General features: G+C 70.5%; 17 protein-coding genes. 10 read left to right on the top strand and 7 right to left on the bottom strand.

Going from position 1 to position 19,528, the window contains the following annotated elements; all coding sequences use genetic code 11:
• Positions 1–6: 6 nt before the first annotated feature.
• Complete coding sequence (locus tag G472_RS0110895; protein WP_029008420.1) at positions 7–1,350, bottom strand: glutamine synthetase family protein; 1,344 nt, start codon at positions 1,348–1,350, stop codon at positions 7–9.
• Positions 1,351–1,562: 212 nt separating this feature from the next.
• On the opposite strand from G472_RS0110895, the gene G472_RS0110890 reads away from it, so the two are divergent.
• Together G472_RS0110890 and G472_RS0110885 are read left to right on the top strand one after the other, a co-directional pair.
• Positions 1,563–2,843 (top strand): NAD(P)/FAD-dependent oxidoreductase, encoded by a 1,281-nt coding sequence (locus G472_RS0110890; protein ID WP_029008419.1) that lies wholly within the window; start codon positions 1,563–1,565, stop codon positions 2,841–2,843.
• Between the two features lie 181 nt (positions 2,844–3,024).
• A complete protein-coding gene (locus tag G472_RS0110885; protein ID WP_245593458.1) occupies positions 3,025–3,951 on the top strand; it encodes a hypothetical protein in 927 nt (308 codons plus the stop codon).
• 7 nt (positions 3,952–3,958) lie between these two features.
• Here G472_RS0110885 and G472_RS37055 read toward each other — a convergent pair whose 3' ends face one another.
• Both G472_RS37055 and G472_RS0110875 read right to left on the bottom strand, forming a co-directional pair.
• Positions 3,959–4,381 carry a hypothetical protein gene (locus G472_RS37055; protein WP_051340683.1) on the bottom strand — a complete coding sequence of 141 codons (423 nt, stop codon included), beginning with the start codon at positions 4,379–4,381 and terminating at the stop codon, positions 3,959–3,961.
• Between the two features lie 53 nt (positions 4,382–4,434).
• The gene (locus G472_RS0110875; RefSeq protein ID WP_029008417.1) at positions 4,435–4,848 is read right to left on the bottom strand and encodes a hemerythrin domain-containing protein; all 414 of its coding nucleotides are present in this window, start codon (positions 4,846–4,848) and stop codon (positions 4,435–4,437) included.
• 156 nt (positions 4,849–5,004) lie between these two features.
• On the opposite strand from G472_RS0110875, the gene G472_RS0110870 reads away from it, so the two are divergent.
• The 3 genes from G472_RS0110870 (at position 5,005) to G472_RS32515 (ending at position 7,726) form a co-directional block, all read left to right on the top strand.
• Positions 5,005–5,388, top strand: coding sequence for a hypothetical protein (locus G472_RS0110870; protein WP_245593457.1), 384 nt, complete (start codon positions 5,005–5,007; stop codon positions 5,386–5,388).
• Between the two features lie 64 nt (positions 5,389–5,452).
• A complete protein-coding gene (locus tag G472_RS0110865; RefSeq protein WP_029008415.1) occupies positions 5,453–7,258 on the top strand; it encodes a M3 family oligoendopeptidase in 1,806 nt (601 codons plus the stop codon).
• Positions 7,259–7,324: 66 nt separating this feature from the next.
• Positions 7,325–7,726 carry a bacteriohemerythrin gene (locus G472_RS32515; RefSeq protein ID WP_035691984.1) on the top strand — a complete coding sequence of 134 codons (402 nt, stop codon included), beginning with the start codon at positions 7,325–7,327 and terminating at the stop codon, positions 7,724–7,726.
• On the opposite strand, the gene G472_RS38025 is transcribed toward G472_RS32515, so the two are convergent.
• Positions 7,633–8,238 (bottom strand): DUF29 family protein, encoded by a 606-nt coding sequence (locus G472_RS38025; RefSeq protein ID WP_029008414.1) that lies wholly within the window; start codon positions 8,236–8,238, stop codon positions 7,633–7,635. The genes G472_RS32515 and G472_RS38025 overlap by 94 nt on opposite strands.
• A gap of 185 nt (positions 8,239–8,423) precedes the next feature.
• On the opposite strand from G472_RS38025, the gene G472_RS32510 reads away from it, so the two are divergent.
• The 3 genes from G472_RS32510 to G472_RS0110840 are packed head-to-tail and all read left to right on the top strand — an operon-like array spanning position 8,424 to position 13,553.
• Positions 8,424–10,712 carry an ATP-binding protein gene (locus tag G472_RS32510; RefSeq protein ID WP_051340682.1) on the top strand — a complete coding sequence of 763 codons (2,289 nt, stop codon included), beginning with the start codon at positions 8,424–8,426 and terminating at the stop codon, positions 10,710–10,712.
• A gap of 13 nt (positions 10,713–10,725) precedes the next feature.
• Positions 10,726–12,678 carry a response regulator gene (locus tag G472_RS37050; RefSeq protein ID WP_051340681.1) on the top strand — a complete coding sequence of 651 codons (1,953 nt, stop codon included), beginning with the start codon at positions 10,726–10,728 and terminating at the stop codon, positions 12,676–12,678.
• A 29-nt stretch (positions 12,679–12,707) separates the two neighbouring features.
• Positions 12,708–13,553 (top strand): alpha/beta fold hydrolase, encoded by an 846-nt coding sequence (locus G472_RS0110840; RefSeq protein ID WP_029008412.1) that lies wholly within the window; start codon positions 12,708–12,710, stop codon positions 13,551–13,553.
• On the opposite strand, the gene G472_RS0110835 is transcribed toward G472_RS0110840, so the two are convergent.
• Positions 13,550–14,806, bottom strand: coding sequence for a pentapeptide repeat-containing protein (locus G472_RS0110835; RefSeq protein WP_245593456.1), 1,257 nt, complete (start codon positions 14,804–14,806; stop codon positions 13,550–13,552). The genes G472_RS0110840 and G472_RS0110835 overlap by 4 nt on opposite strands.
• A 271-nt stretch (positions 14,807–15,077) precedes the next feature.
• Here G472_RS0110835 and G472_RS32505 point away from each other — a divergent pair, with 271 nt between their 5' ends.
• Complete coding sequence (locus tag G472_RS32505) at positions 15,078–16,847, top strand: L,D-transpeptidase family protein (RefSeq protein ID WP_051340680.1); 1,770 nt, start codon at positions 15,078–15,080, stop codon at positions 16,845–16,847.
• A gap of 256 nt (positions 16,848–17,103) precedes the next feature.
• A complete protein-coding gene (mepK, locus tag G472_RS0110825) occupies positions 17,104–17,682 on the top strand; it encodes a peptidoglycan L,D-endopeptidase MepK (protein WP_051340679.1) in 579 nt (192 codons plus the stop codon).
• A 12-nt stretch (positions 17,683–17,694) separates the two neighbouring features.
• On the opposite strand, the gene G472_RS0110820 is transcribed toward mepK, so the two are convergent.
• Both G472_RS0110820 and dacB read right to left on the bottom strand, forming a co-directional pair.
• The gene (locus G472_RS0110820) at positions 17,695–17,964 is read right to left on the bottom strand and encodes a DUF6455 family protein (RefSeq protein ID WP_029008409.1); all 270 of its coding nucleotides are present in this window, start codon (positions 17,962–17,964) and stop codon (positions 17,695–17,697) included.
• Positions 17,965–18,043: 79 nt separating this feature from the next.
• Complete coding sequence (gene dacB, locus G472_RS0110815; RefSeq protein WP_051340707.1) at positions 18,044–19,462, bottom strand: D-alanyl-D-alanine carboxypeptidase/D-alanyl-D-alanine endopeptidase; 1,419 nt, start codon at positions 19,460–19,462, stop codon at positions 18,044–18,046.
• Positions 19,463–19,528: the final 66 nt, after the last annotated feature.

Below are 19,528 nucleotides of genomic sequence, written 5' to 3'. Positions count from 1 at the left end.
CCGGCATCACACGTTCAGCAGCAGGTTCTCGCGCTCCCACGAGCTGATGACGCGGTGGTAGGCTTCGTACTCCGCCTCCTTCACGCAGGTGAAGGCGGCAATGAACTTCTCCCCCAGCACCTCGCGCAGCGGCTTGCAGGCGTTGAAGCGGGCCAACGCATCGCCCTGGTGGCGGGGCAGCGTGAAGGCCAGCCGGTAGGCGGAGCCCTTGATGGGATCCGTCGGCTCCAGCCCCTGCTCCATCCCCAGCCAGCCGCAGGCCAGCGACGCGGCGATGGCGAGGTAGGGGTTGGCATCGGCCCCGGCGACGCGGTTCTCCACCCGCCGGGCGTCGGGCTGCGACACCGGCACGCGCAGACCGGTGGTGCGGTTGTCGCGGCCCCAGTGGACGTTGATCGGCGCGTCGGAATTGGGGACCAGGCGCCGGTAGCTGTTCACGTTGGGCGCCAGCAGCGGCATCACGTAGGGCAGGAACTTCTGCAGACCCGCCAGGTGCGACATGAACAGCGCGCTGTCGGAACCGTCGGGATTGGCGAACAGGTTGCGCCCGCTGTCCTTGTCCACCACCGACTGGTGGATGTGCATGGCGCTGCCCGGCTCGTTCTGCATGGGCTTGGCCATGAAGGTGGCGTAGACCTGGTGGCGGATCGCCGCCTCGCGCGCCGTGCGCTTGAACAGGAACGCCTGGTCGGCCAGTTCCAGCGGCTCCCCGTGGTTGAAGTTGATCTCGATCTGTGCCGCCCCGGCCTCATGGGTCAGGGTGTCGATGTCGATGTCCTGCACCTCGCAGAAATCGTAGATGTCTTCGAAGATCGGATCGAATTCGTTGACCGCGTCGATGCCGAAGGCCTGGCGACCGCTCTCCACCCGGCCGTTGCGGCCGACCGGCGGCACCAGCGGGTAATCGGGGTCCTTGTTGACCTGGACCAGGAAGAACTCCAGCTCCGGCGCCACCACCGGCTTCCACCCCCGGTCCTCATAGAGCTTCAGCACGCGCTTGAGCACATGGCGCGGCGAGAAGTCCACGGGGTTGCCGTCGGCGTAGACGCAGTCGGTGATGACCTGGCCGGTGGGTTCCTTGTACCACGGCACGAAGCGGATCGTCCGTTCGTCCGGGATCATGTAGATGTCGGAGTTCTCGTCCGAGGTGATGTCGTCGTCGTCCGGATACTCGCCGGTGACGGTCTGCACGAAGATCGCTTCCGGCAGCCGCAGGCCGCGGTCGCGCAGGATGCGCAGGAACTTCTCCGCCGGGACGATCTTGCCGCGGGCGATGCCGGACATGTCCGGGACGAGGCATTCGACTTCCGTAATACGGTTCTTCTTGATGAAGTCATCCATGAAAGCCATGAACGAAACGGTCCGCACGGGAAACGGCGGACGGCCTCCTTATTGTTGAAGACCACGTCAATATGGGGCCGGACGGGGGGCGGACGCCAGTGTTCCCCGACAATTCCGTCGTCCCCGGCCGTTTTCCGGCGGTTTCGCCTCCGGGGCCGCAGGGCCGGCATGCGGACGGGGGTTGTTGACGCCACCGCCGCCGCCCTCTTAACTGCCCGGCCATGACGCCCGTGCCCTTCCCGCGCTCCTGGTACGCCGACACGGCCAACCCCCACCCCGTCCATCCCGTGCTGGAGGGGGAGCGGCGGTGCGACGTCTGCGTGGTGGGCGGCGGCTACACCGGCCTGATGGCGGCGCTGGAACTGCGCGAGCGGGGCTATGACGTCACCCTGCTGGAGGCGGAGCGGGTGGGCTGGGGCGCCTCGGGACGCAACGGCGGGCAGATCATCACCGGCTACAACAAGCCGATGGCCGACGTCGAGCGCCGGGTCGGCCGCGACGACGCCCGCGCCCTGTGGGACCTGAACGAGGAGGCGAAGGCCCTGCTGGCGGAGCGGGTGGAGCGCCACGCCATCCGCTGCGATCTCACATGGGGGTACGTGCTGGCCGCCCTCAAGGAGCGGCACGTTGCCGAACTCGCGGGCATGGAGCGGGAGCTGCGCGAGGGCTACGGCTACGACCGCTGCGAACGGCTGGACCGGGAGCGGATGGCCGCCTTCGTGCGCAGCCCCGGCTACATCGGCGGCCTGTACGACGCCGGCAGCGGCCACCTGCACCCGCTGAACTACGCCCTCGGCCTGGCCGACGCCGCGGTTGCCGCGGGCGTGCACCTGTTCGAGAGGTCGCGGGCGGTGGCGCTGGACACCGGCCCCAAGCCCCTGGTGCGCACGCCCGGCGGGACGGTGCGCGCCGACCACCTGGTGCTGGCCGGCAACGCCTACATGAACGGGCTGGTGCCGGCCCTGTCGGGCATGATCATGCCGGTGGCCACCTACATGCTGACCACCGAACCGCTGGGCGCGGAGCGCGCCGCATCGTTGCTGCCGGCCGACGTGGCGGTGTCGGACATGAACTTCGTGCTGAACTATTTCCGGCGCACCGCCGATCACCGGCTGCTGTTCGGCGGCGGCGTCAGCTATTCCGGCCTCGACCATCCGGGGCTGGCGCAGGCCCTGCGACGCAAGATGGTCGGCGTCTTCCCGGCGCTGAAGGACGTCCGCACGGATCAGGTGTGGGGCGGCCACGTCGCCATCACCGTCAACCGCCTGCCCCACATCGGCCGGCTGACCCCCACCACCTTCTTCGCCCACGGCTATTCCGGCCACGGGGTGGCGCTGGCGGGAATCGCCGGCCGGGTCATCGCCGAGGCGGTGGCGGGCACGGCGGAGCGGCTGGACGTGTTCGCCCGCATTCCCCACATGCCCTTCCCCGGCGGCCCCATGCTGCGCACCCCGGCGCTGGTCCTGGCCATGCTCTGGTTCCGCCTGCGCGATCTGCTGTGACCGTCATGAGTCCCGGCAACCGCCCCGACCATCGCCGCCGCAACGGCATTGCGGAGAACGGACGTTCCCTGTAGGGATAATCCTGCCGTTTCCAGCCGGGCGAACCATGACCGACGTCCCAGATCCTGAGGCTGCCGCGGATGCCGCGCCGGGCGGGGAGCCCGATGCCGCACCCGCGCCGATGCGGGACACGCATTTCGATTTCCAGCACAAGATCTTCTCCTTGTCGGGGGCGTTCTTCGCCCCGGACCCGACGACCAAGGAGCCGGTCCTGAACATCACGCTGGGCGACCTGAAGGCGGCGCTGCCCTTCCAGACGCTCAAGGAATCCTTCAACATCGCCGAGGATTCCCACGATTCCCGCCTGCTCGGCACGGTGGCCCGCGGCCTGCGCTACGTGAAGCAGATCCGCCCCGGCGAGAAGATTCCCGGCGAACTCCTCGACGGGTCCGCGTCCTGGTCGGTGGACGACAAGCATCGGCTGGTCGCCCGCGGCCGCCTGACGGTGCAGCTCGTCTCGTGGATCACCGGCAGCGAGATGATCGTCGTCGACATCGACGAGCTGGAGCAGATCGTCGAGGACCCCCAGACCAAGGCACGCCTGAAGTCCGCCTTCGCCGCCATCGCCGAAAAGCTGGGGATCACCGAGAATGCCGACCAGTACATCACCGATCGCGTGGACGACCTGACGCAGGAGCTGTCTTACATCGAAGCGCTGCGCGACCGGTTCCGGCACATCCGCGCCATCAGCGACAACCTGGTCCGGCTCAGCCAGATCTACCGCACCGACCGCACCTTCGTGTCGGAAATCGCGCGCATGCAAGGGTTGCTGAAACGACCCCTTAAGGAATACGACGCCATCTTCGAACAGGCCGACGCCCAGACCGGTGAGATCGTCGGAGCCCTGAAGTCGTTCGAGACCACCGTGACCTTCATCCGCAAGATCCGCGACGATCTGCGCGAGAAGCTGATCGAGTGGGAGGAACTGCTGCAAGCCTGGGACGGCGTCCCCATCGAGAAGTCGCAAACCGTCGAGCAACTCCAGAAGATCACCTACCGCTTCCTCGCCAACCGCTACATGGAAAGCAAGGTGTGGGAGCGGAAGTGACGCCGCATCACCGGCTCAGGCAGGTCCCCAGCAGCGCGTAGCAGAGGTCGAGGTCGCGGCGGTCGTTGTAGCGCACCGCCGCGACGCGCCCGTCGCGCACCGTGACGGTCGCCTCGCACCGGTAGGTGCGCGACCAGGTGGACACGTCCGGGCGGTAGGCCCGCACCCCCGCCGCGCCCAGCCAGGGATCGGCCTCCCAACTCACGTCCCGATCGACACGCGTCCGGCTCATGGCATAGATCAGGTCGTCGGCACCGCCCTGACCGGTGACGCGGCGCTCCGGCACGCCGGCGCAGGCCAGCAGGTCCGTTTCGGCCAGGCCCACCAGGGTCCGCGGCGCCTCCAGCGCCTGTTCGGCCTGCGGGTTGGCGCACGCCGCCGGCAGCAGACCGGCGGTCAGCACCATCAGGACAGCCATCGCACCCCGCATCGCACCCTCCCCGCCACGGCCCGCCCCTGCCCAACAGACCGGCGGTCCCGGCGTCACGCCGCCTTGCCGCCCGCCAGCTCCGCATAGCGGGCGTACAGGATATCCTCCTCCTTTCGCCAGCGCAGGTACAGGGCCGCCGACAGGCGCCCGAAGTCGCGGGCGTAGTCGAGCCCCTGCCCGCCGTTGCGGTATTTGTCGAAGAAGGCGAGGATCTCCTTGCTGATCGCCGTCATCTCGGACGCGAACTGCACCGCCATCCGCTCCGCCCCGGGCCGGCCGGCCGCGGCGGCGAGGAAGGCGGGATAGAAATCCCGGTCCTCGTGGGCGAGGTGGTCGACGAACACCGTGCGCGCCGCGTGCAGCGTCCGCTGCCCTTCGGGTGTGGCGATGCCCAGATTCCTCACGCGGTCCAGCAGGGTTTTCAGCTCCTCGTGCTCGCGCTTCAGGCTGGCGATCAGGTCGGCCATGGGTGGGGTCCTCCGTGTCGGATGCCGCAATAACATTCATCAACAATGCATGTTTTATCGGCGGCGAGACCTGCGCAATCGGAAGCACGGCCATGCGCCTTTGCCGCACGACGGCCGCATGGTGCTGGCATCCCGGCCCGTACGGCTGTATCCAGGGTGAACGAATCGCGTGCGTACGGCCTGATGACCATCGACCCACCGATCACCGGCATCCGTCCCATCCTCACCGTGGTGCAGCCCGACGGGGAGCGGCTGATCGTGGCGCGCCTGACCAACGTCGGGGCGTCCAGCCAGTCGAACCGGTTCGTGCTGCGCCGCGTCGACCTGCGCCCGCCCTGGCCGCAGCCGGAGAAGGGCTACTTCGGCTACGCCGAGGTTGCCCGGGCGCTGGACGCCAATGGTTGGCGCGGCTGCACGGTGGAGGTGATGAGCACCGCCGACTGCGACGAGCTGCGCGCCCGCACGCTGGCCAAGCGCAAGCTGCACCAGCACTGCATCGCCGCCGCCATCCGCCGGGCGCAGGAGGCGGACGGCCGCTGAGCGCGGCTTCCCCTGGCCGGCGTCTCCCCCTATATCCGTCAGGTTGACGCAACGGGAGGAGCGAATGAACCGCAGCGCCGCCATGGAGACCGCCGACACCCCCGATCTCGGGCCGCTGCCCAACTGGGATCTCCGCGACCTCTACCCGTCCATGGACGGGCCGGAGCTGAAGGCCGACCTGGAACGCATGGAGGAGGCCGCGAAGGCGTTCCACCGCAGCCACGCCGGCAAGGTCGCGACGCTGGACGGGCCGGCGCTGGGGCGCGCCCTGGCGGAGTACGAGCGCATCGACGAGGTGCTGTCGCGCGCCATGTCCTACGCCGGCCTGGTCTATTCCGGCAACATGAGCGATTCCGGCATCGCGAAGTTCTACCAGTCAGTGCAGGAGCGGGTGAACGCCATCTCCACCCACCTCGTCTTCTTCACGCTGGAGATCAACCGCATCGACGACGCGCAATTGGAGCGCTGCCTGGCCGCATCAAAGGAACTGGCGCGCTACACCCCCTGGCTGCGCGACGTCCGTCTCTACCGGGAGCACCAGCTCTCCGACGAGATGGAGCGGATGCTGCACGAGAAGAACGTGGTCGGGCGCGCCGCCTGGAACCGCCTGTTCGACGAGACGCTGGCTGCCCTGCGCTTCCCCGTCGGCGGCAAGGATCTGACCTGCGCCGAGGCCCTGAACAAGCTGTCGGACCGCAATCCGGCGGTGCGCAAGGAGGCCGGGCAGACGGTGGGCCGCGTGCTGGGCGACAACATCCGCCTGTTCGCGCTGGTCACCAACACCCTGGCCAAGGACAAGGAGATCGACGACACCTGGCGCAACTACAAGCGCCCGGTGTCCGCCCGCAACCTGTCCAACCGCGTCGAGGACGAGGTGGTGGACGCCCTGCACGCCGCGGTGCGGGAGGCGTATCCCGCCCTGTCGCACCGCTATTACGCCATGAAGGCCCGCTGGTTCGGGCAGGAGCACCTGGACTACTGGGACCGCAACGCGCCGCTGCCCGACGATGCCGACCGGACCATCCCGTGGACCGAGGCGCGTGACCTGGTGCTGGGCGCCTACCGGCGGTTCTCGCCGGAACTGGGCGATCTCGGCGCGCGGTTCTTCGACAACCCCTGGATCGACGCGCCGGTGCGCCCCGGCAAGGCGCCGGGCGCCTTCGCCCATCCCACGGTGCCGGCGGTGCACCCCTATCTGCTGGTCAACTACCAGGGCAAGACCCGCGACGTGATGACGCTGGCCCACGAGCTGGGGCACGGCGTCCACCAGATCCTGGCGGGAAGCCAGGGCCACCTGCTGTCCGACACGCCGCTGACGCTGGCCGAGACGGCGTCGGTCTTCGGCGAGATGCTGACGTTCCGCGCCCTGCTCGATTCCGAAACCGACCCGAAGCGCCGCCGGATCATGCTGGCGACCAAGGTCGAGGACATGCTGAACACGGTGATCCGCCAGATCGCCTTCTACGATTTCGAAACCCGCGTCCACGGCGAGCGCCGCCAGGGCGAACTGACGCCCGAACGCATCGGCGAGATCTGGCTGGCGGTCCAGAAGGAGAGCCTTGGCCCGGTGCTCCGCTTCGACGACGGCTATGCCAACTACTGGGCCTACATCCCGCACTTCATCCACTCGCCCTTCTACGTCTACGCCTACGCGTTCGGGGATTGCCTGGTGAACTCCCTCTACGCCGTCTATCAGGACGCGGAGAAGGGCTTCGCGCAGAAGTACCTGGCCATGCTGTCGGCCGGCGGTACCCTGCGCCACCGGGAGCTGCTGGCGCCCTTCGGCCTGGACGCCTCCGACCCGGCGTTCTGGCAGAAGGGGCTGGGCGTGATCCGCGGCTTCGTCGACGAGCTGGAGCAGACCGCTTGACGGAGATCAAGAGACCCTAATGCAACCGGGGTTATGGTGCCGCCGACCCGAACACCCGGAGGCACCATGCCCGCCCTCACCGCCCTCGCCTGGGACCCGTCCCTGGAAGTCGGCAACCCCGTCATCGACGCCGACCACAAGGAGACGGTGGAGCAGCTCGCCGCTCTCGCCGCCGTGGACGACGCCGGCTTTCCCGCCCTGTTCGCCGCCTTCGCCGATCACCTGCGCGAGCACCTCGCGCGCGAGGAGGAGCTGATGGTGACCTACGGCTTCCCTCCCTACCCCATTCACAAGCACGAGCACGACCGGGTCCGCCTGGAGCTGGAGGGCGTGGAGAAGCGTCTGGCCGCCGGCAACCTGATGCTCGCCCGCGGCTATGTCCGCGAGGTGGTGCCGGAGTGGTTCATCAACCACAAAAACACCATGGACGCCGCCACCGCGGCCTGGATCCGCAGCCGGGGCGGGTGATCGCCGCCACGGGTCCGGGCGGTCAGGCCGGGGCGGACGTGCGGCGGGTGGTGCGTGGCCCGGCCGTGATCACGCATCCGCTCCGGGCCAAAACCGTGGTCCATCATCTCCTCGACCGCCCACGGACAGATCGTCGGGAACGTCGTGCGGGCCAACCCGGTTTCACGTTCCGCCTCGACCAGCGCCAGCCGGTAGGCGCCGGTGATCGCCTCGCCAAGCCTGGCCCTGAGGCTCGGGTTGTCACCCGGATGATCGGACAGCCGGTACCGCTGCTCCTCAATGCTCAGCCGCCACGAATTGCCGTGCAGGGCCGGTTGGAACCGCCATTTCAGCAGGTGCAGCAGCAGCGCGGCCAGACGGTTGACCGGTTCGCGCTTCTCGCCGCGCCCCATGCTCTCGATCTCCTCGGCAATGTGCCCGATGTCGGCGGCCGACAGCTTGCCGGCACGCAGCAGGGCCGCCTGCTCGTTCGCCCGGGCGTAGAAATCCGTCTCGTAGAGGTCCGCGCTCATCCGTGGCCTCATGCGCCTTGCACCGTGTGGTCCGGGCCGCCTCCGCCATCCGGCCCTGCCGTTGGCCGAATCGCTGCGGGGATGGTCACACGGATGGATGGTCCGGTCAGATCCGCGGCGGCAATCCTTCGCACCCGGTGGAATGGGCTGGCGGCGGCCCGGCTGCGATGCTTGAATGACCATCAATGATGGAAGTCCGCTCCGCCCCTGCCCCCGCGCTCGACATCCCCGCCCTGCGGGGGTTCGTGGCGCTGGCCGACACCGGCTCGTTCACCGCCGCCGCCCTGCGCTGCGGCGTGACCGAGGCTGACCTGCGCCATGCCGTGCGCGGCCTGGAGGATGCGCTGGCGCTGCCGCTCGTGGCCGCGGCGGGACCGCCGCGCCTCACCGCCGCGGGCAGCCGCCTGCTCGACAACGCCCGCCGGCTGGTCACCCTGCACGACGACGCGGTGCGCTGCCTGGTCGCGCCGGACGGCCCGGACTCCTCCCCCTGCCCGGCCCCGCCGGCCGAGGCGGACGCCGTGTGCGAGGCGGTGCGCATCCGCACCGTGCTGGCGGACGCCATCGGCTGCGTCAGCGAGGGTTTCGTGCTGTTCGACCGGGAGGGGCAGCTCGTGCTGTGCAACGAGCGCTACCGCGCCGCCTACCCCCTGCTGAAGGACGTCCTGCGCCCCGGCGTGCGATTCGCCGACATCCTGCGCAAGGCGGTGGAGCGCGGGGCCGCCGGCAGCACCGTCGACGACCCCGGCGGCTGGATCGAGGAACGGCTGCGCCGCCACATCGAGACCGACCGGCCCACCGACCACCGGCTGACCGACGGGCGCTGGTACCGCATCAGCGAGCACGCCACCCGGTCCGGCGGGGTCGTCAAGATCCTCACCGACATCACCGAGCTGAAACGCCACGAGGAGGCGCTGGCGCGCAGCGAGGAGCGCTACCGCCGGCTGGTGGAAACCGCCCCCTACGGCATCGTGGTGTGGGACGGGGCGCGGGTGCGCTTCGCCAACCGCGCCGCCGCGGCGCTGCTCGACACCGACGACCCCGCGGCCATGCCTGCGGTGCCGATCGTCGGGAGCGACGTGGTGGGCGACGGGGAGCCCCTGTTCGCCGTGCTGCCGCCCCCCGCCCCCGAACCGCCCTTCGCCGCTCCTCTTGAGGTGCGGGTCGCCGGCCGCGACGGCACCCTGCGCGAGGTGGAGGTGGGGGTGCATCCCGTCGAAGTCGAAGGAGAAGCGGCCTGGTTCCTCGTCTTCGACGACGTCACCCAGCGCAACCGGGCGGAACGGGCCCTGCAGCAGTCGCAGAAGATGCAGGCGATCGGCCAGCTTGCCGGCGGCATCGCCCACGAGTTCAACAACATGCTGACCGCCATCGGCGGGTTCGCCCAGATGGCGCGCCGCACGCCGGGCGACCGGGCGCGCGTCGACCAGTGTCTGGGCGAGATCGTCAAGGCGACCGACCGCGCCGCCGGATTGACGGGGCAGCTGCTCAGCTTCGGCCGGGCCGGGCCGGCGGAACCGGCGCGGCCGGTGCGCGTCGCCGACCAGATCGAAGAGTTGCGCCGCTTCCTGCACCCCATCCTGGGCGAACGCTACCGGGTGAAGACGGACCTGCGCGACGCCGACGCGGTGGTGATGATCGAACCGGGGCTGCTGCATCAGACCCTGGTCAACCTGGCGATCAACGCCCGCGACGCCATGCCGTCGGGCGGCACCATCACCATCACCATCGACCGCGCCGACCCCGACGAGGCGTTCCGCTGGCGCCACGCCGACGTGGAACCCGGCCCGCTGGTCGCCGTGACCGTGCGCGACACCGGGAATGGCATCGACCCGGCGATCATCGACCGCATCTTCGAGCCTTTCTTCACCACCAAGGAGCAGGGAGCCGGCACCGGTCTCGGCCTGGCGCTGGTCTATTCCACGGTGACGCGGGCGGGGGGCGCCGTGGAGGTGGCCTCCGAACCGGGGGAGGGGGCGTGCTTCACCCTGTATTTCCCCGCCGGCCGTACCGTCCCGGGCGGGGAGGCCGACCGCCGGCCCGGCACCGTGCCGCCGGCTGTCATCCCTGCCGCCGGCCGTGCCGAGACCGGCCCATCGCCGTTCGCCGCCACGGTGCTGCTGGTGGAGGACGAGGAGCAGGTGCGGGATTTCATCCGCCTGACGCTGGAGGACATGGGCCTGCGCGTCGCCGCCGCGGCCGACGGGCAGGAGGCGCTGGCCGTCTTCGCCGCGGCCGGCGGCGCCTTCGACCTGGTGGTCACCGATCTGGTCATGCCGCATCTGGGCGGGGCGGATGTGGCGCGCACGCTGCGACGGGAGTGCCCGGACCTGCCCATCCTTCTGATCTCCGGCTATCCGCCGCAGGACGAGGATCTGAACGACCTGTTGTCCGACACCCGCAGCGTCGGATTCCTGCACAAGCCCATCGAACCGGACGCGCTGGCCGACCGCGTGCGGTCCCTGGTCGATTGAGGAGCCGATGTCCATGGCACCGGCCGACCCGCCGTCCTCCCCCCGTCTCGGCATCCCGGCGGACGCCTGCTATGACGTGGACGCCCTGCTGGTGGAACTGTCGGGCGACGACGGCGTGGCGGCGGGGTCGGAGCCGGCTCCGTGCCGGTCGCCGGAGGATCTCTACGCATCGGCCAGCCGATTCGCGATGGCGGACACGCTGGCCGAGTTCCTGGAGAGCCACCGTCTGACGCCGACGGAACTCCTCCACACGGTGGAGCCCCAGCGCCGCTTCACCTCCTGGTACCGGCGCACCGCCGTGCTGGACCGGTTGGCCCGTGCCCGGGCCGTGCCGGGCCGCCTGACCGCGGCTCAGCGGCTGGAGGAACTGATCCGCCTGGAGAGCGCCGCCGCGGCCCTGACGGCGGAGCGGGCGCACCGGGGGCCGTCGCCGTCGCTGGACGTGCGCCTGTTCGCCGCCACCGTCGCCAAGCTGCGCCCCGGGGACTCGTTCGCCGGCCGCTACGCGCTGGACGCCCTGCTGGCGGCCTGGCTGTCGGAGTCCGGCAGCTTCGAGATGAAGCTGACGCGCCTGCTGGCCCTCGACGCCGACCAGATCCCGCCCGAGGGGATCGAGGCGCTGTCCCAGATCATCGGCGAGATCCTCGCCAGCCCCCTGGCGGTGGATGAGCTGTTCGGGTGGATCGGCGGGCTGCGGGACCTGGTGGAAGCGATGGCGCGGCTGTGGAAGGGCGAGCCGGTGGGGCATCCGAACACGCCGCCGGTCATCCGCCGCCTGGCAACCTTCATCGGGACACGGGCGGCCGCCCCGGCCCGGCGCGGGCTGGAGCTTGCCATCCAGCACGCCCTGACGGGGCCCGAGCGGCTGTCGGCCTCTCCGGACGCCGACCCGCGCGCCGCGTCGGCGATCCTCGACGAGATGATGGCGACCACGGCGCTGGCCAACGCGCTGCGGGTGCAGGGAAGCACCATCGGCGGCGAGCGCACCCTGCGCATCCTCGACGCCCGCATCGCCCGGATGCTGACCGAGGAGCGGCTGGAGGCGATGCAGCGGGGCAAGACCCTGCACACCCGCCTGGTGGAGCTTCTGACGTTCGAAGGCGCCGCCATGGGCGAGCGCAGCCGCCGCATGGTGACCGCGGCGGTTCAGCGGGCGCTGGATCAGCGCGACTTCGCGCAGCACCTGTTCGAAGGGGCCCGCACCCTGCGCGCGCGCATCAAGGCGTTGTCCGACCTGCAGCGGCGCATCGCCCGCTCCGGCCTGCCCGACGCCATGCGGGACACCTATGTCCGCATGCTCGACGAGACCCAGTTCACCTTCCTGCGGACCAACCGCGTCCTCGCCCGCATCGCCCGCGAGGGCACCCCGTCGGTGGAGGAGGTGACGGAGTTCGCCACCCTGTGCGCCGAAGGCGCCTTCACCGAAGGCAAGTCCGCCACCGCGGTGCGCGAGCTGATCGGCCACCATGTGCGCACGACCCCGTTCCTCCGCGCCTTCCTGGCCCGCCGCAAGGCCGACACGGAGGGACGCGCCGAAACCTTCGCCCGGTTCATGGAGACGCTGGAGGGAGCCGGCACGCCGCTGCGCTCCATGGGGGAGCTGTGCGTCCTGCTGGCCGACGACGAGCCGGCGGCGCGCTCCTATGTGGAGATGATCCTGCGCGACCTCGGGATCGTCCGCATCCTCTCGGCCGAGGACGGCCACGCCGCGCTGACCGCGTTCACCGAACACGGGGATTCCATCAACCTGATCGTCTGCGACTGGAAGATGCCGCGCCTCTCCGGGCTGGAGTTCCTGAAGCAGGTCCGTGCCGCCCGGCCGGGCATGCCGTTCCTGATGGTCACGGCGCTCGCCACCATGATCGCGGTGGAGGAGGCGATGGCCCACGACGTCACCGCCTACATCGCCAAGCCCTTCTCACCCGAACAGCTCGAAGAAAAGGTGCTGGTGCTGGTGAACCGATAGCCGGCGAACCCCATGGGACGGGAGACAGAATGAAGACGGTCCACCTCGACGATGTGGTTATTGCGACCGAGGCGTTCGGCAGACCGGACCATCCGGCGGTCGTCCTCATCATGGGCGCTACCGCATCGATGCTCGGCTGGCCGGACGCGCTTTGCCGCGGGCTGGCCGACCGGGGGTACTTCGTGATCCGCTACGACCACCGGGACACCGGCCGCTCCACCACCGTTGCGCCGGGTGCGGCCGGGTACGCCGTGGAGGATCTGGCAGGCGATCTGGTCGGCGTCATGGACGCCTACGGTTTGGCCGACGCGCACCTGGTGGGCATGTCGCTGGGCGGTCTGATCGGACAGTTGGTGACGCTCGATCATCTGCAGCGCGTGGCGTCGCTGACGCTGATCGGCTCCGAACCGCTGGACTGGGACGGTCCGCCGCTGCCGCACATCGCGCCCGCGTTCATGGAGCACTTTGCCGGAAGCGCGGAGCTGGACTGGTCGGACCGGGAGGCGGTCACCGACTTCCTGCTGGGCATCGCCCGGCTGTGCGCCGGATCGGCCCACCCGTTGGACGTCGAGCGGACCCGTGCGGAAATCGGCGCCGTCCTCTCCCGCACCCGGAGCATCGCCAGCGCCTTCAATCATGGCACCGTGCAACTCCGCCACAGCCATCCCGGCCGCTTCCGCGCCATCGCGCGGCCGGTCCTGGTGATTCACGGAGAGGAGGACCCGATCCTGCCGCTGCCCAACGGGGAGGCGCTCGCCACGGGCATTCCGGGGGCGCGCCTGATGGTTCTGAAGGGTGTCGGACATGAGTTGCCACCGGCGGAGATCCCGGCCATCGTCACCGCCGTGACGAACCACATGGCCGCGCGGATCTAGTCCCCGTGCCCCGGCCGCCGGCGGATGCCGCCCGCCGGGCGGGCGCCCTGGAGCTTGGCACCGGCAAGGTCGGCGCCGCGCAGTTCGGCGTCGTCCAGGATGGCATCGGTCAGGTTGGCCTGCACCAGGCATGCCCCGCACAGGAAGGCGCGGGTCAGGTCGGAGCCGGTGAGGTTGGCAGCCCAGGAGCGGCCGGTGGACCGGCCGGCGGTGTCCTTGATCTCCGCCGGCCCCAGCCGGACGGCGGTGAGGTCGGCGCCGGTCAGGCGGGCGAAGGAGAGGTTGGCCCCCGAGAGGTCGGCACCGACGAGGTTGGCGCCTTCCAGGATCGCACCCGACAGGTCGGCCATGAGCAGCCGCGCCCCCGTCAGCGTCGCCCCCGACAGGTTGGCCCCGCGCAACGTCGCGGCGCTGAGGTTGACACCCCGCAGATCGCTGCGGCTGAGGTCGACACCATCCAGTTCCGCGCGCGCCCCGCGCTGCCCCAGGCTGTCGATCCAGCGCTCGTGGTCGAAGATCGCCCGCTGCAGCTCCAGCCCCAGGGTGTCGAGCGGCCGGGCGAACAGGGCTCCGGACATCTCCGCCACGCCGAGGTCGCAACCGGCCAGCCGCGCGCCCACCAGGTCGGCGTTGCGGAACACCGTCCCCGTCAGGGTGGCACCCGACAGGTTGGCGCCGCTGAGGCGGGCATCGGACAGGTTGGTGTTGATCAGGACGGCGCCGGAGAGGTCGACGTTCTGCAGGATGCAGGCGGTCAGGTCGGCTTCGGTCAGGATCGCCTTGCGCAGCACGGCACCCGACAGGTCGGTGCTGACGCCCATCGCCGTGCGCGGCGCAGCGCTGGTGCGCGCCAGCACGGCCGTGCGCAGGCGCACGCGGGCGGCCGCCTTCTCCGGGGTTTCCTGCTGCTGGGCCCGGCGCGTGGCGGCGCTGTCGCCGGGGCGGCCCGGTGACAGGTCGGCACCGCCCAGGTTGGCTTCACTGATGTCGGCGGCGCGCAGGCGCGCACCGCGCAGATCGCTCTGCGACAGGTTGGCCCGGCTGACGTCGGCCTCGTACAGGTCCACCCCGAACAGATCGGCACCGGACAGGTTGGTGGCGTGCAGGCGGCACTTGCTCAGCCGCGCCCCGATCAGACGGGCGGCCCGCAGGTCCCGGTGGGCGAGGTCGGCTCCTTCCAGATCGGCGAGCGCCAGGTTCGCCTGGACCCCGCCGGGAAGGCCCCTGACCCAACGGACATGCCGTTCCAGCACCTCGGCCAGTTGATCGGACCGGATGGGAGAAACGGCTGACGGGAGTGACGCGGTTTGCATCGACAACGGACCATGCCGGTCTGCGGGTTTCACCACCGCAATTATCGTACGGCATGTGTTACCGAAGACTAAACGGGACCGGGGTGTGCGCATGCGAGTTGGTCGCGCAATATGTTGCGGCATTATCACACCCTGCGGCATCCGGGGAACACAAACTGGACAACGCCGCGCCGGATGGACTAACGATCCGGCATATCAAAAGGGTTGCCCGATGTCCCGCTTCGCGACGCTGCTGCTCGTCCTTCTGCTGTACCCGATGGGCGCCGGCGCGCTGCCGACTCCCGGCGAGTCCGTCGCCGGCCCCGCCGCTCCGGGCGATGCGACGGCGATCACTCCGCCGGATGCCGCGGTGATCGATGTGCCGGAACCGGCGGTGACCGGGGCGCCGGACATGGCGATGGACACCGCCATCGCCCGGCGCATGATCGACGAATCCCGGTTCGTGGCCGGGCGCCCCGTCGACCTTCCGGGGCTGCGCCGCTTCTACGCCCGGCGCGGCTTCGCGCCGCTGTGGCTGGATGCCGCGGGGGTTCCGATGACCGCTGCGGCGGGCGTGCTCGACGCCATCCGGGCGGCCGATGCGGAAGGACTGGCCTCCGCCGACTACCACGCCGACACCATTGCCGCCCGCCTGACCGACCCGGAGAGGGCGAGCCGGGTCGAGCTGGACCTGCTGCTGACCGACGCGGTCATGCGCTACGGCGCCCATCTGCGGTCGGGCCGTGTGCTCCCCAAAACCGTCGCCTCGGACATCGCGGTGACGCCGCTGACGGTGGACCCGGCGGCTGTGGCGGAAGAGACCGCGGCGTCCGCCGATCCCCGCGCGCATCTGGCCGCACTGGCGCCCGCGCGGCCGGACTACGCCCTGCTGAAGGACGCCCTGCGGCGCTACCGGGCGCTGGAGGCCAAAGGCGGCTGGCCGATCGTTCCGTCGCCGCGCGTGACCAAGCTGGAGCCGGGCATGCGCGACCCGGCGGTCAAGGCCCTGCGCCGCCGCCTGGCGGTGACCGGGGAATACACCGACCCCGGCAGGGACAAGACGGCCGAGCGGTCGGACCTCTATGACGCGCCCCTGAAGAAGGCGGTGGAGCGCTTCCAGGCCCGCCACGGCCTGACGGTCGACGGCGTGATCGGGCCGGCGACCCTCACCGCACTGAACGTACCGGCCGCCGACCGGGTCGGCCAGATCCTGGCCAACCTGGAGCGCATGCGCTGGCTGCCGGACGGCTATGGCGCCCGCCATGTGGCGGTCAACGTCCCCGACTACTCCCTCACGGCGGTGGACGACGGGCGGACGGTGCTGTCCATGCGGGTGATCGTTGGCACCCCGGCGCGGCGGACGCCCATCCTCAGCAGCACCATCACGTCGGTGGTCTTCAACCCCGCCTGGACCGTACCGGTCCGCCTGGCGCGCGAGGACTATCTGCCCAAGCTGCTGAAGGACCCCGGCTATCTCGCCAAGAACGGCTTCACCCTGTTCTCAAGCTGGTCGGCCGACGCCCGCCCCCTGGATGCCCGCCGCATCGACTGGAAATCGGTCGGCCGCGGCATCGGCGCCATGCGGCTGCGCCAGGACCCCGGCCCCAACAACGCGCTGGGGCAGGTCAAGTTCAACATCCCCAACGCGTTCGACGTCTACCTGCACGACACGCCCGGCCGTGAGAAATTCGACCGGTCGGTGCGCACCTTCTCCTCCGGTTGCGTGCGGGTGGGCGACCCGATGGCGCTGGCCGACTTCGTCATGACCGGGATGACCGACTGGCCGGCGGATCGTCGCCGGCAGGTGCTGGACAAGGGCGAGACCCGGACGGTGGCACTGAAGCCGTCGGTGGCGGTGCACCTTCTCTACCACACCGCCTGGGCGGACGCCGACGGCACCGTCCAGTTCCGCGAGGACATCTACGGCCGCGACACCGACCTGCTGAGCGCCATCGCCCGCAAGGCGCCGCCGGCCTCCCAGCGGGTCGCCCTGGGCGGCTGATCGACCCTCCACAGGACCCGAACGGCGCGCGGCGCCGGCCTCCCCGGCCGGCGCCGCGTCCGTTTTCCGCCCCACAGCGGGAAGGCGAATCGCTGCGGATCATTATCGTAAACGACCATTAACCATAATTAAAGCATGCCCAAGGGTGCGTTAACCTTTGGTTGCTTGACAAAAGGGGGTAGGAGCCGGCTTAAAGAGGCCGGGATCGAACGAAGAAAGCGGCCGTGCCGTCCCGGTGCGGCATAAAGGGGAACAGATGACCGGCGACGTCAATGAGACGAGCCCGCCGCTTGCGGTTGGGCGCAGGGAAGTTTTGCGTTTCGGGTTGGCCACTGCGGCGGCGGCAACCATCCTGACACCGGACGAGTCCTTGGCGTTGCCTGCCGTCCCCGGCCGGCAGTTGCATTTGCACAATCTGCACACCGGCGAACGCTTGAAAGGGGAATATTGGTCCCGCGGCCGTTATTTGAAGGACGGTATCCGTGCTTTCAGCCGCATCCTGCGGGACCACCGCACCGGCGACGTCCACCCCATCGACCCGAAGCTGTTCGACATCCTGCACCAGCTCCAGCGCCGGCTGGGCTTCCGGGACGCGGTGCACGTGGTGTCCGGCTATCGTTCCCCGGCAACCAACGCCATGCTGCGCGAGAACGATTCCGATGGCGTCGCCAAGTTCAGCTACCACATGGTGGGCAAGGCCATCGACATCCGGGTGCCGGGCATTCCCCTGCGCACCCTGCACCGCGCGTCCCTCAGCCTGCGGGCCGGCGGGGTCGGCTATTACCCCGACAGCAATTTCGTCCACGTGGACGTCGGCCCGCTGCGCCGCTGGTAGACCGCGCCGGCGTCAAGCGGCGCGGCAGGTCTCGCGATCGGCGTAGGTGCGCAGGATCTCGAAGCGTTCCGCGTTGGGGCAGAAGCGCCGGTGCCGCCCATCGGCCCGTCCCTCCGCCAGCCAGGCCCGGCAGGTCTCGGTGGCACCGCAGACCAGACAGGCGCGGGCCATGGCGCCGTACCGCTCGGCGCCCCCGTTGGTGCAGGCGGCGGGCAGGTCCACTTCCAGCCGCCGGGCCATGGCGATGATCAGGTCCGCCCGACCGTCCATCCACTCGAACACGTCCGAATCCTCCGTTCCACGGGACTTGGGATGGGAGCATGGCACGCCGCCGCTCGCGGCGGTTTGACGGGGATCAAGTTCAGTACCGCGCCGCCCAGCCGGCGACCAGCTCGGCCTGCATGGCGCGGGCCCGGACGAGCCAGGCGCGCGCTTCCGGCGGCATTTCGGCGACGCGGAGGTCCATGGCGGCGTCGAGCGCCCGGCGGCGGCCGTCGTCGCCGATGAACAGCACGAACCCCAGGCGGCGCCCCGAGGCGGCGCGGACTTCGCCGGCCAGACCCTTGGCGTAGGCGAGCGTGCCGGACTTGGCCCGCACGCCCGGCAATGGCCCCTCCTCGTCGCCCGCCGGCAGCAGGGAGGCGAGGGGCGCACCGCCGAGGTGCAGCACCGCCGCCACCTGGCGGGGGGTCGCCCGCGACGCCGGCGACAGTCCCGAATGGTTGGCGTGGCGCAAGCCGCGCCAGTCCGCCTGCGGCGCCTGCGCCGTCAGCCAGCCGTCCACCACGGCGGCGGAGTCCGCCAGCGTCGCCACGGCAGGGTTCAGGCGTCGCGCCGTCGCCAGACCGATCAGCTCCGCCGTCAGGTTGTTGGAGTGCTTCAGCAGACCCGCGACGATGCGGTCGAGGGTCGCGCTGCGGTGCTCCGCCAGGGGCATCGCATCCGCCGGGGAGCGCCCCGCGGTGGGAGCCGGCAGCGCCAGACCGCGGTCCGCCGCCAGACGGCGGAAGACGTGGGCCGCCGCCGCCGCCGGCCGCGCCAGCGGCAGCCAGGCGCGGCCCGACGCGCCCGCCCCCGGGGCGAGGCGCCAGCGCTCCCCCTCCTTGGCTTCAACGGGAATGAAGGGGACCGGGCCGGATGCGGCCACGTCGATGCCGACGCTGTCCAGGGGTGTACGCCCGGCATCGGCGACCGAGAACGCGCGGGCCGACACACGCCCCGCCCCGTCACGTTCCCACACGAGCTGGAAGCGGTTGTAGTTCAGCGACAGGGCGCTGACGCCGGTGTTGTAGCCGGCGCTGACCGGCTGGCCCGCATCGATCACCGGCACCTCCGGCAGGGCGGAGGCGTCGTAGAGGAAGCGGCCGGTCACCCGGTGCACCCCGGCCGCGGCCAGCCGGTCGAGCAACACCGGGAGGTCGCCGGTCGCGAGCGTCGGATCGCCGCCGCCCACCAGGATCAGGTCACCATGCAGCACCCCGTCGCGCACCGTCCCGGCGGCGTCGAGACGGGTGGTGAACCGGTGCTCGGCCCCCAGCACCGCCAGCGCCGCCGTGGCGGTGACCAGCTTGGCCACGGAAGCGGGAATGAACGGCCGGTCGGCCTGCCGCTCCTCCAGGACGCGGCCATCGGCGGCGTCGAACAGCAGATAGCCGACGGTGGCGTCGGCCATGGCGCGGTCCGGCGGTGCCGCGCCGGCTGCGGCGGCGGTGACCAACAGGAGGAGCACGAGCAACGAGCCCGTGGCGGTGCGGCGCAAGCGCAGGAAAATGGCAGGCATGGCCGGGACCATAGCCCGGAACGGCCCCCGTCGGCGGTGGAAAAACACGGGCTTGCCGCGGATTCC

Source organism: Azospirillum halopraeferens DSM 3675 (genome assembly GCF_000429625.1).
Lineage (GTDB): Bacteria > Pseudomonadota > Alphaproteobacteria > Azospirillales > Azospirillaceae > Azospirillum > Azospirillum halopraeferens.
Note: the sequence above shows the minus strand (reverse complement) of the source record. Positions and strands in the feature narration are given on the sequence as shown.

Bases quoted from the DNA above. Each gene is read 5' to 3' on its own strand.
- G472_RS0110890 (WP_029008419.1), top strand. From the start codon at position 1,563: ATGACGCCCGTGCCCTTCCCGCGCTCCTGGTACGCCGACACGGCCAAC.
- G472_RS37050 (WP_051340681.1), top strand. From the start codon at position 10,726: ATGGCACCGGCCGACCCGCCGTCCTCCCCCCGTCTCGGCATCCCGGCG.
- G472_RS32515 (WP_035691984.1), top strand. From the start codon at position 7,325: ATGCCCGCCCTCACCGCCCTCGCCTGGGACCCGTCCCTGGAAGTCGGC.
- G472_RS0110885 (WP_245593458.1), top strand. From the start codon at position 3,025: ATGCGGGACACGCATTTCGATTTCCAGCACAAGATCTTCTCCTTGTCG.
- dacB (WP_051340707.1), bottom strand. From the start codon at position 19,462: ATGCCTGCCATTTTCCTGCGCTTGCGCCGCACCGCCACGGGCTCGTTG.
- G472_RS0110895 (WP_029008420.1), bottom strand. From the start codon at position 1,350: ATGGCTTTCATGGATGACTTCATCAAGAAGAACCGTATTACGGAAGTC.
- G472_RS38025 (WP_029008414.1), bottom strand. From the start codon at position 8,238: ATGAGCGCGGACCTCTACGAGACGGATTTCTACGCCCGGGCGAACGAG.
- G472_RS0110865 (WP_029008415.1), top strand. From the start codon at position 5,453: ATGAACCGCAGCGCCGCCATGGAGACCGCCGACACCCCCGATCTCGGG.
- G472_RS32505 (WP_051340680.1), top strand. From the start codon at position 15,078: ATGTCCCGCTTCGCGACGCTGCTGCTCGTCCTTCTGCTGTACCCGATG.
- G472_RS37055 (WP_051340683.1), bottom strand. From the start codon at position 4,381: ATGCGGGGTGCGATGGCTGTCCTGATGGTGCTGACCGCCGGTCTGCTG.
- G472_RS0110875 (WP_029008417.1), bottom strand. From the start codon at position 4,848: ATGGCCGACCTGATCGCCAGCCTGAAGCGCGAGCACGAGGAGCTGAAA.
- G472_RS0110840 (WP_029008412.1), top strand. From the start codon at position 12,708: ATGAAGACGGTCCACCTCGACGATGTGGTTATTGCGACCGAGGCGTTC.
- G472_RS32510 (WP_051340682.1), top strand. From the start codon at position 8,424: ATGATGGAAGTCCGCTCCGCCCCTGCCCCCGCGCTCGACATCCCCGCC.
- mepK (WP_051340679.1), top strand. From the start codon at position 17,104: ATGACCGGCGACGTCAATGAGACGAGCCCGCCGCTTGCGGTTGGGCGC.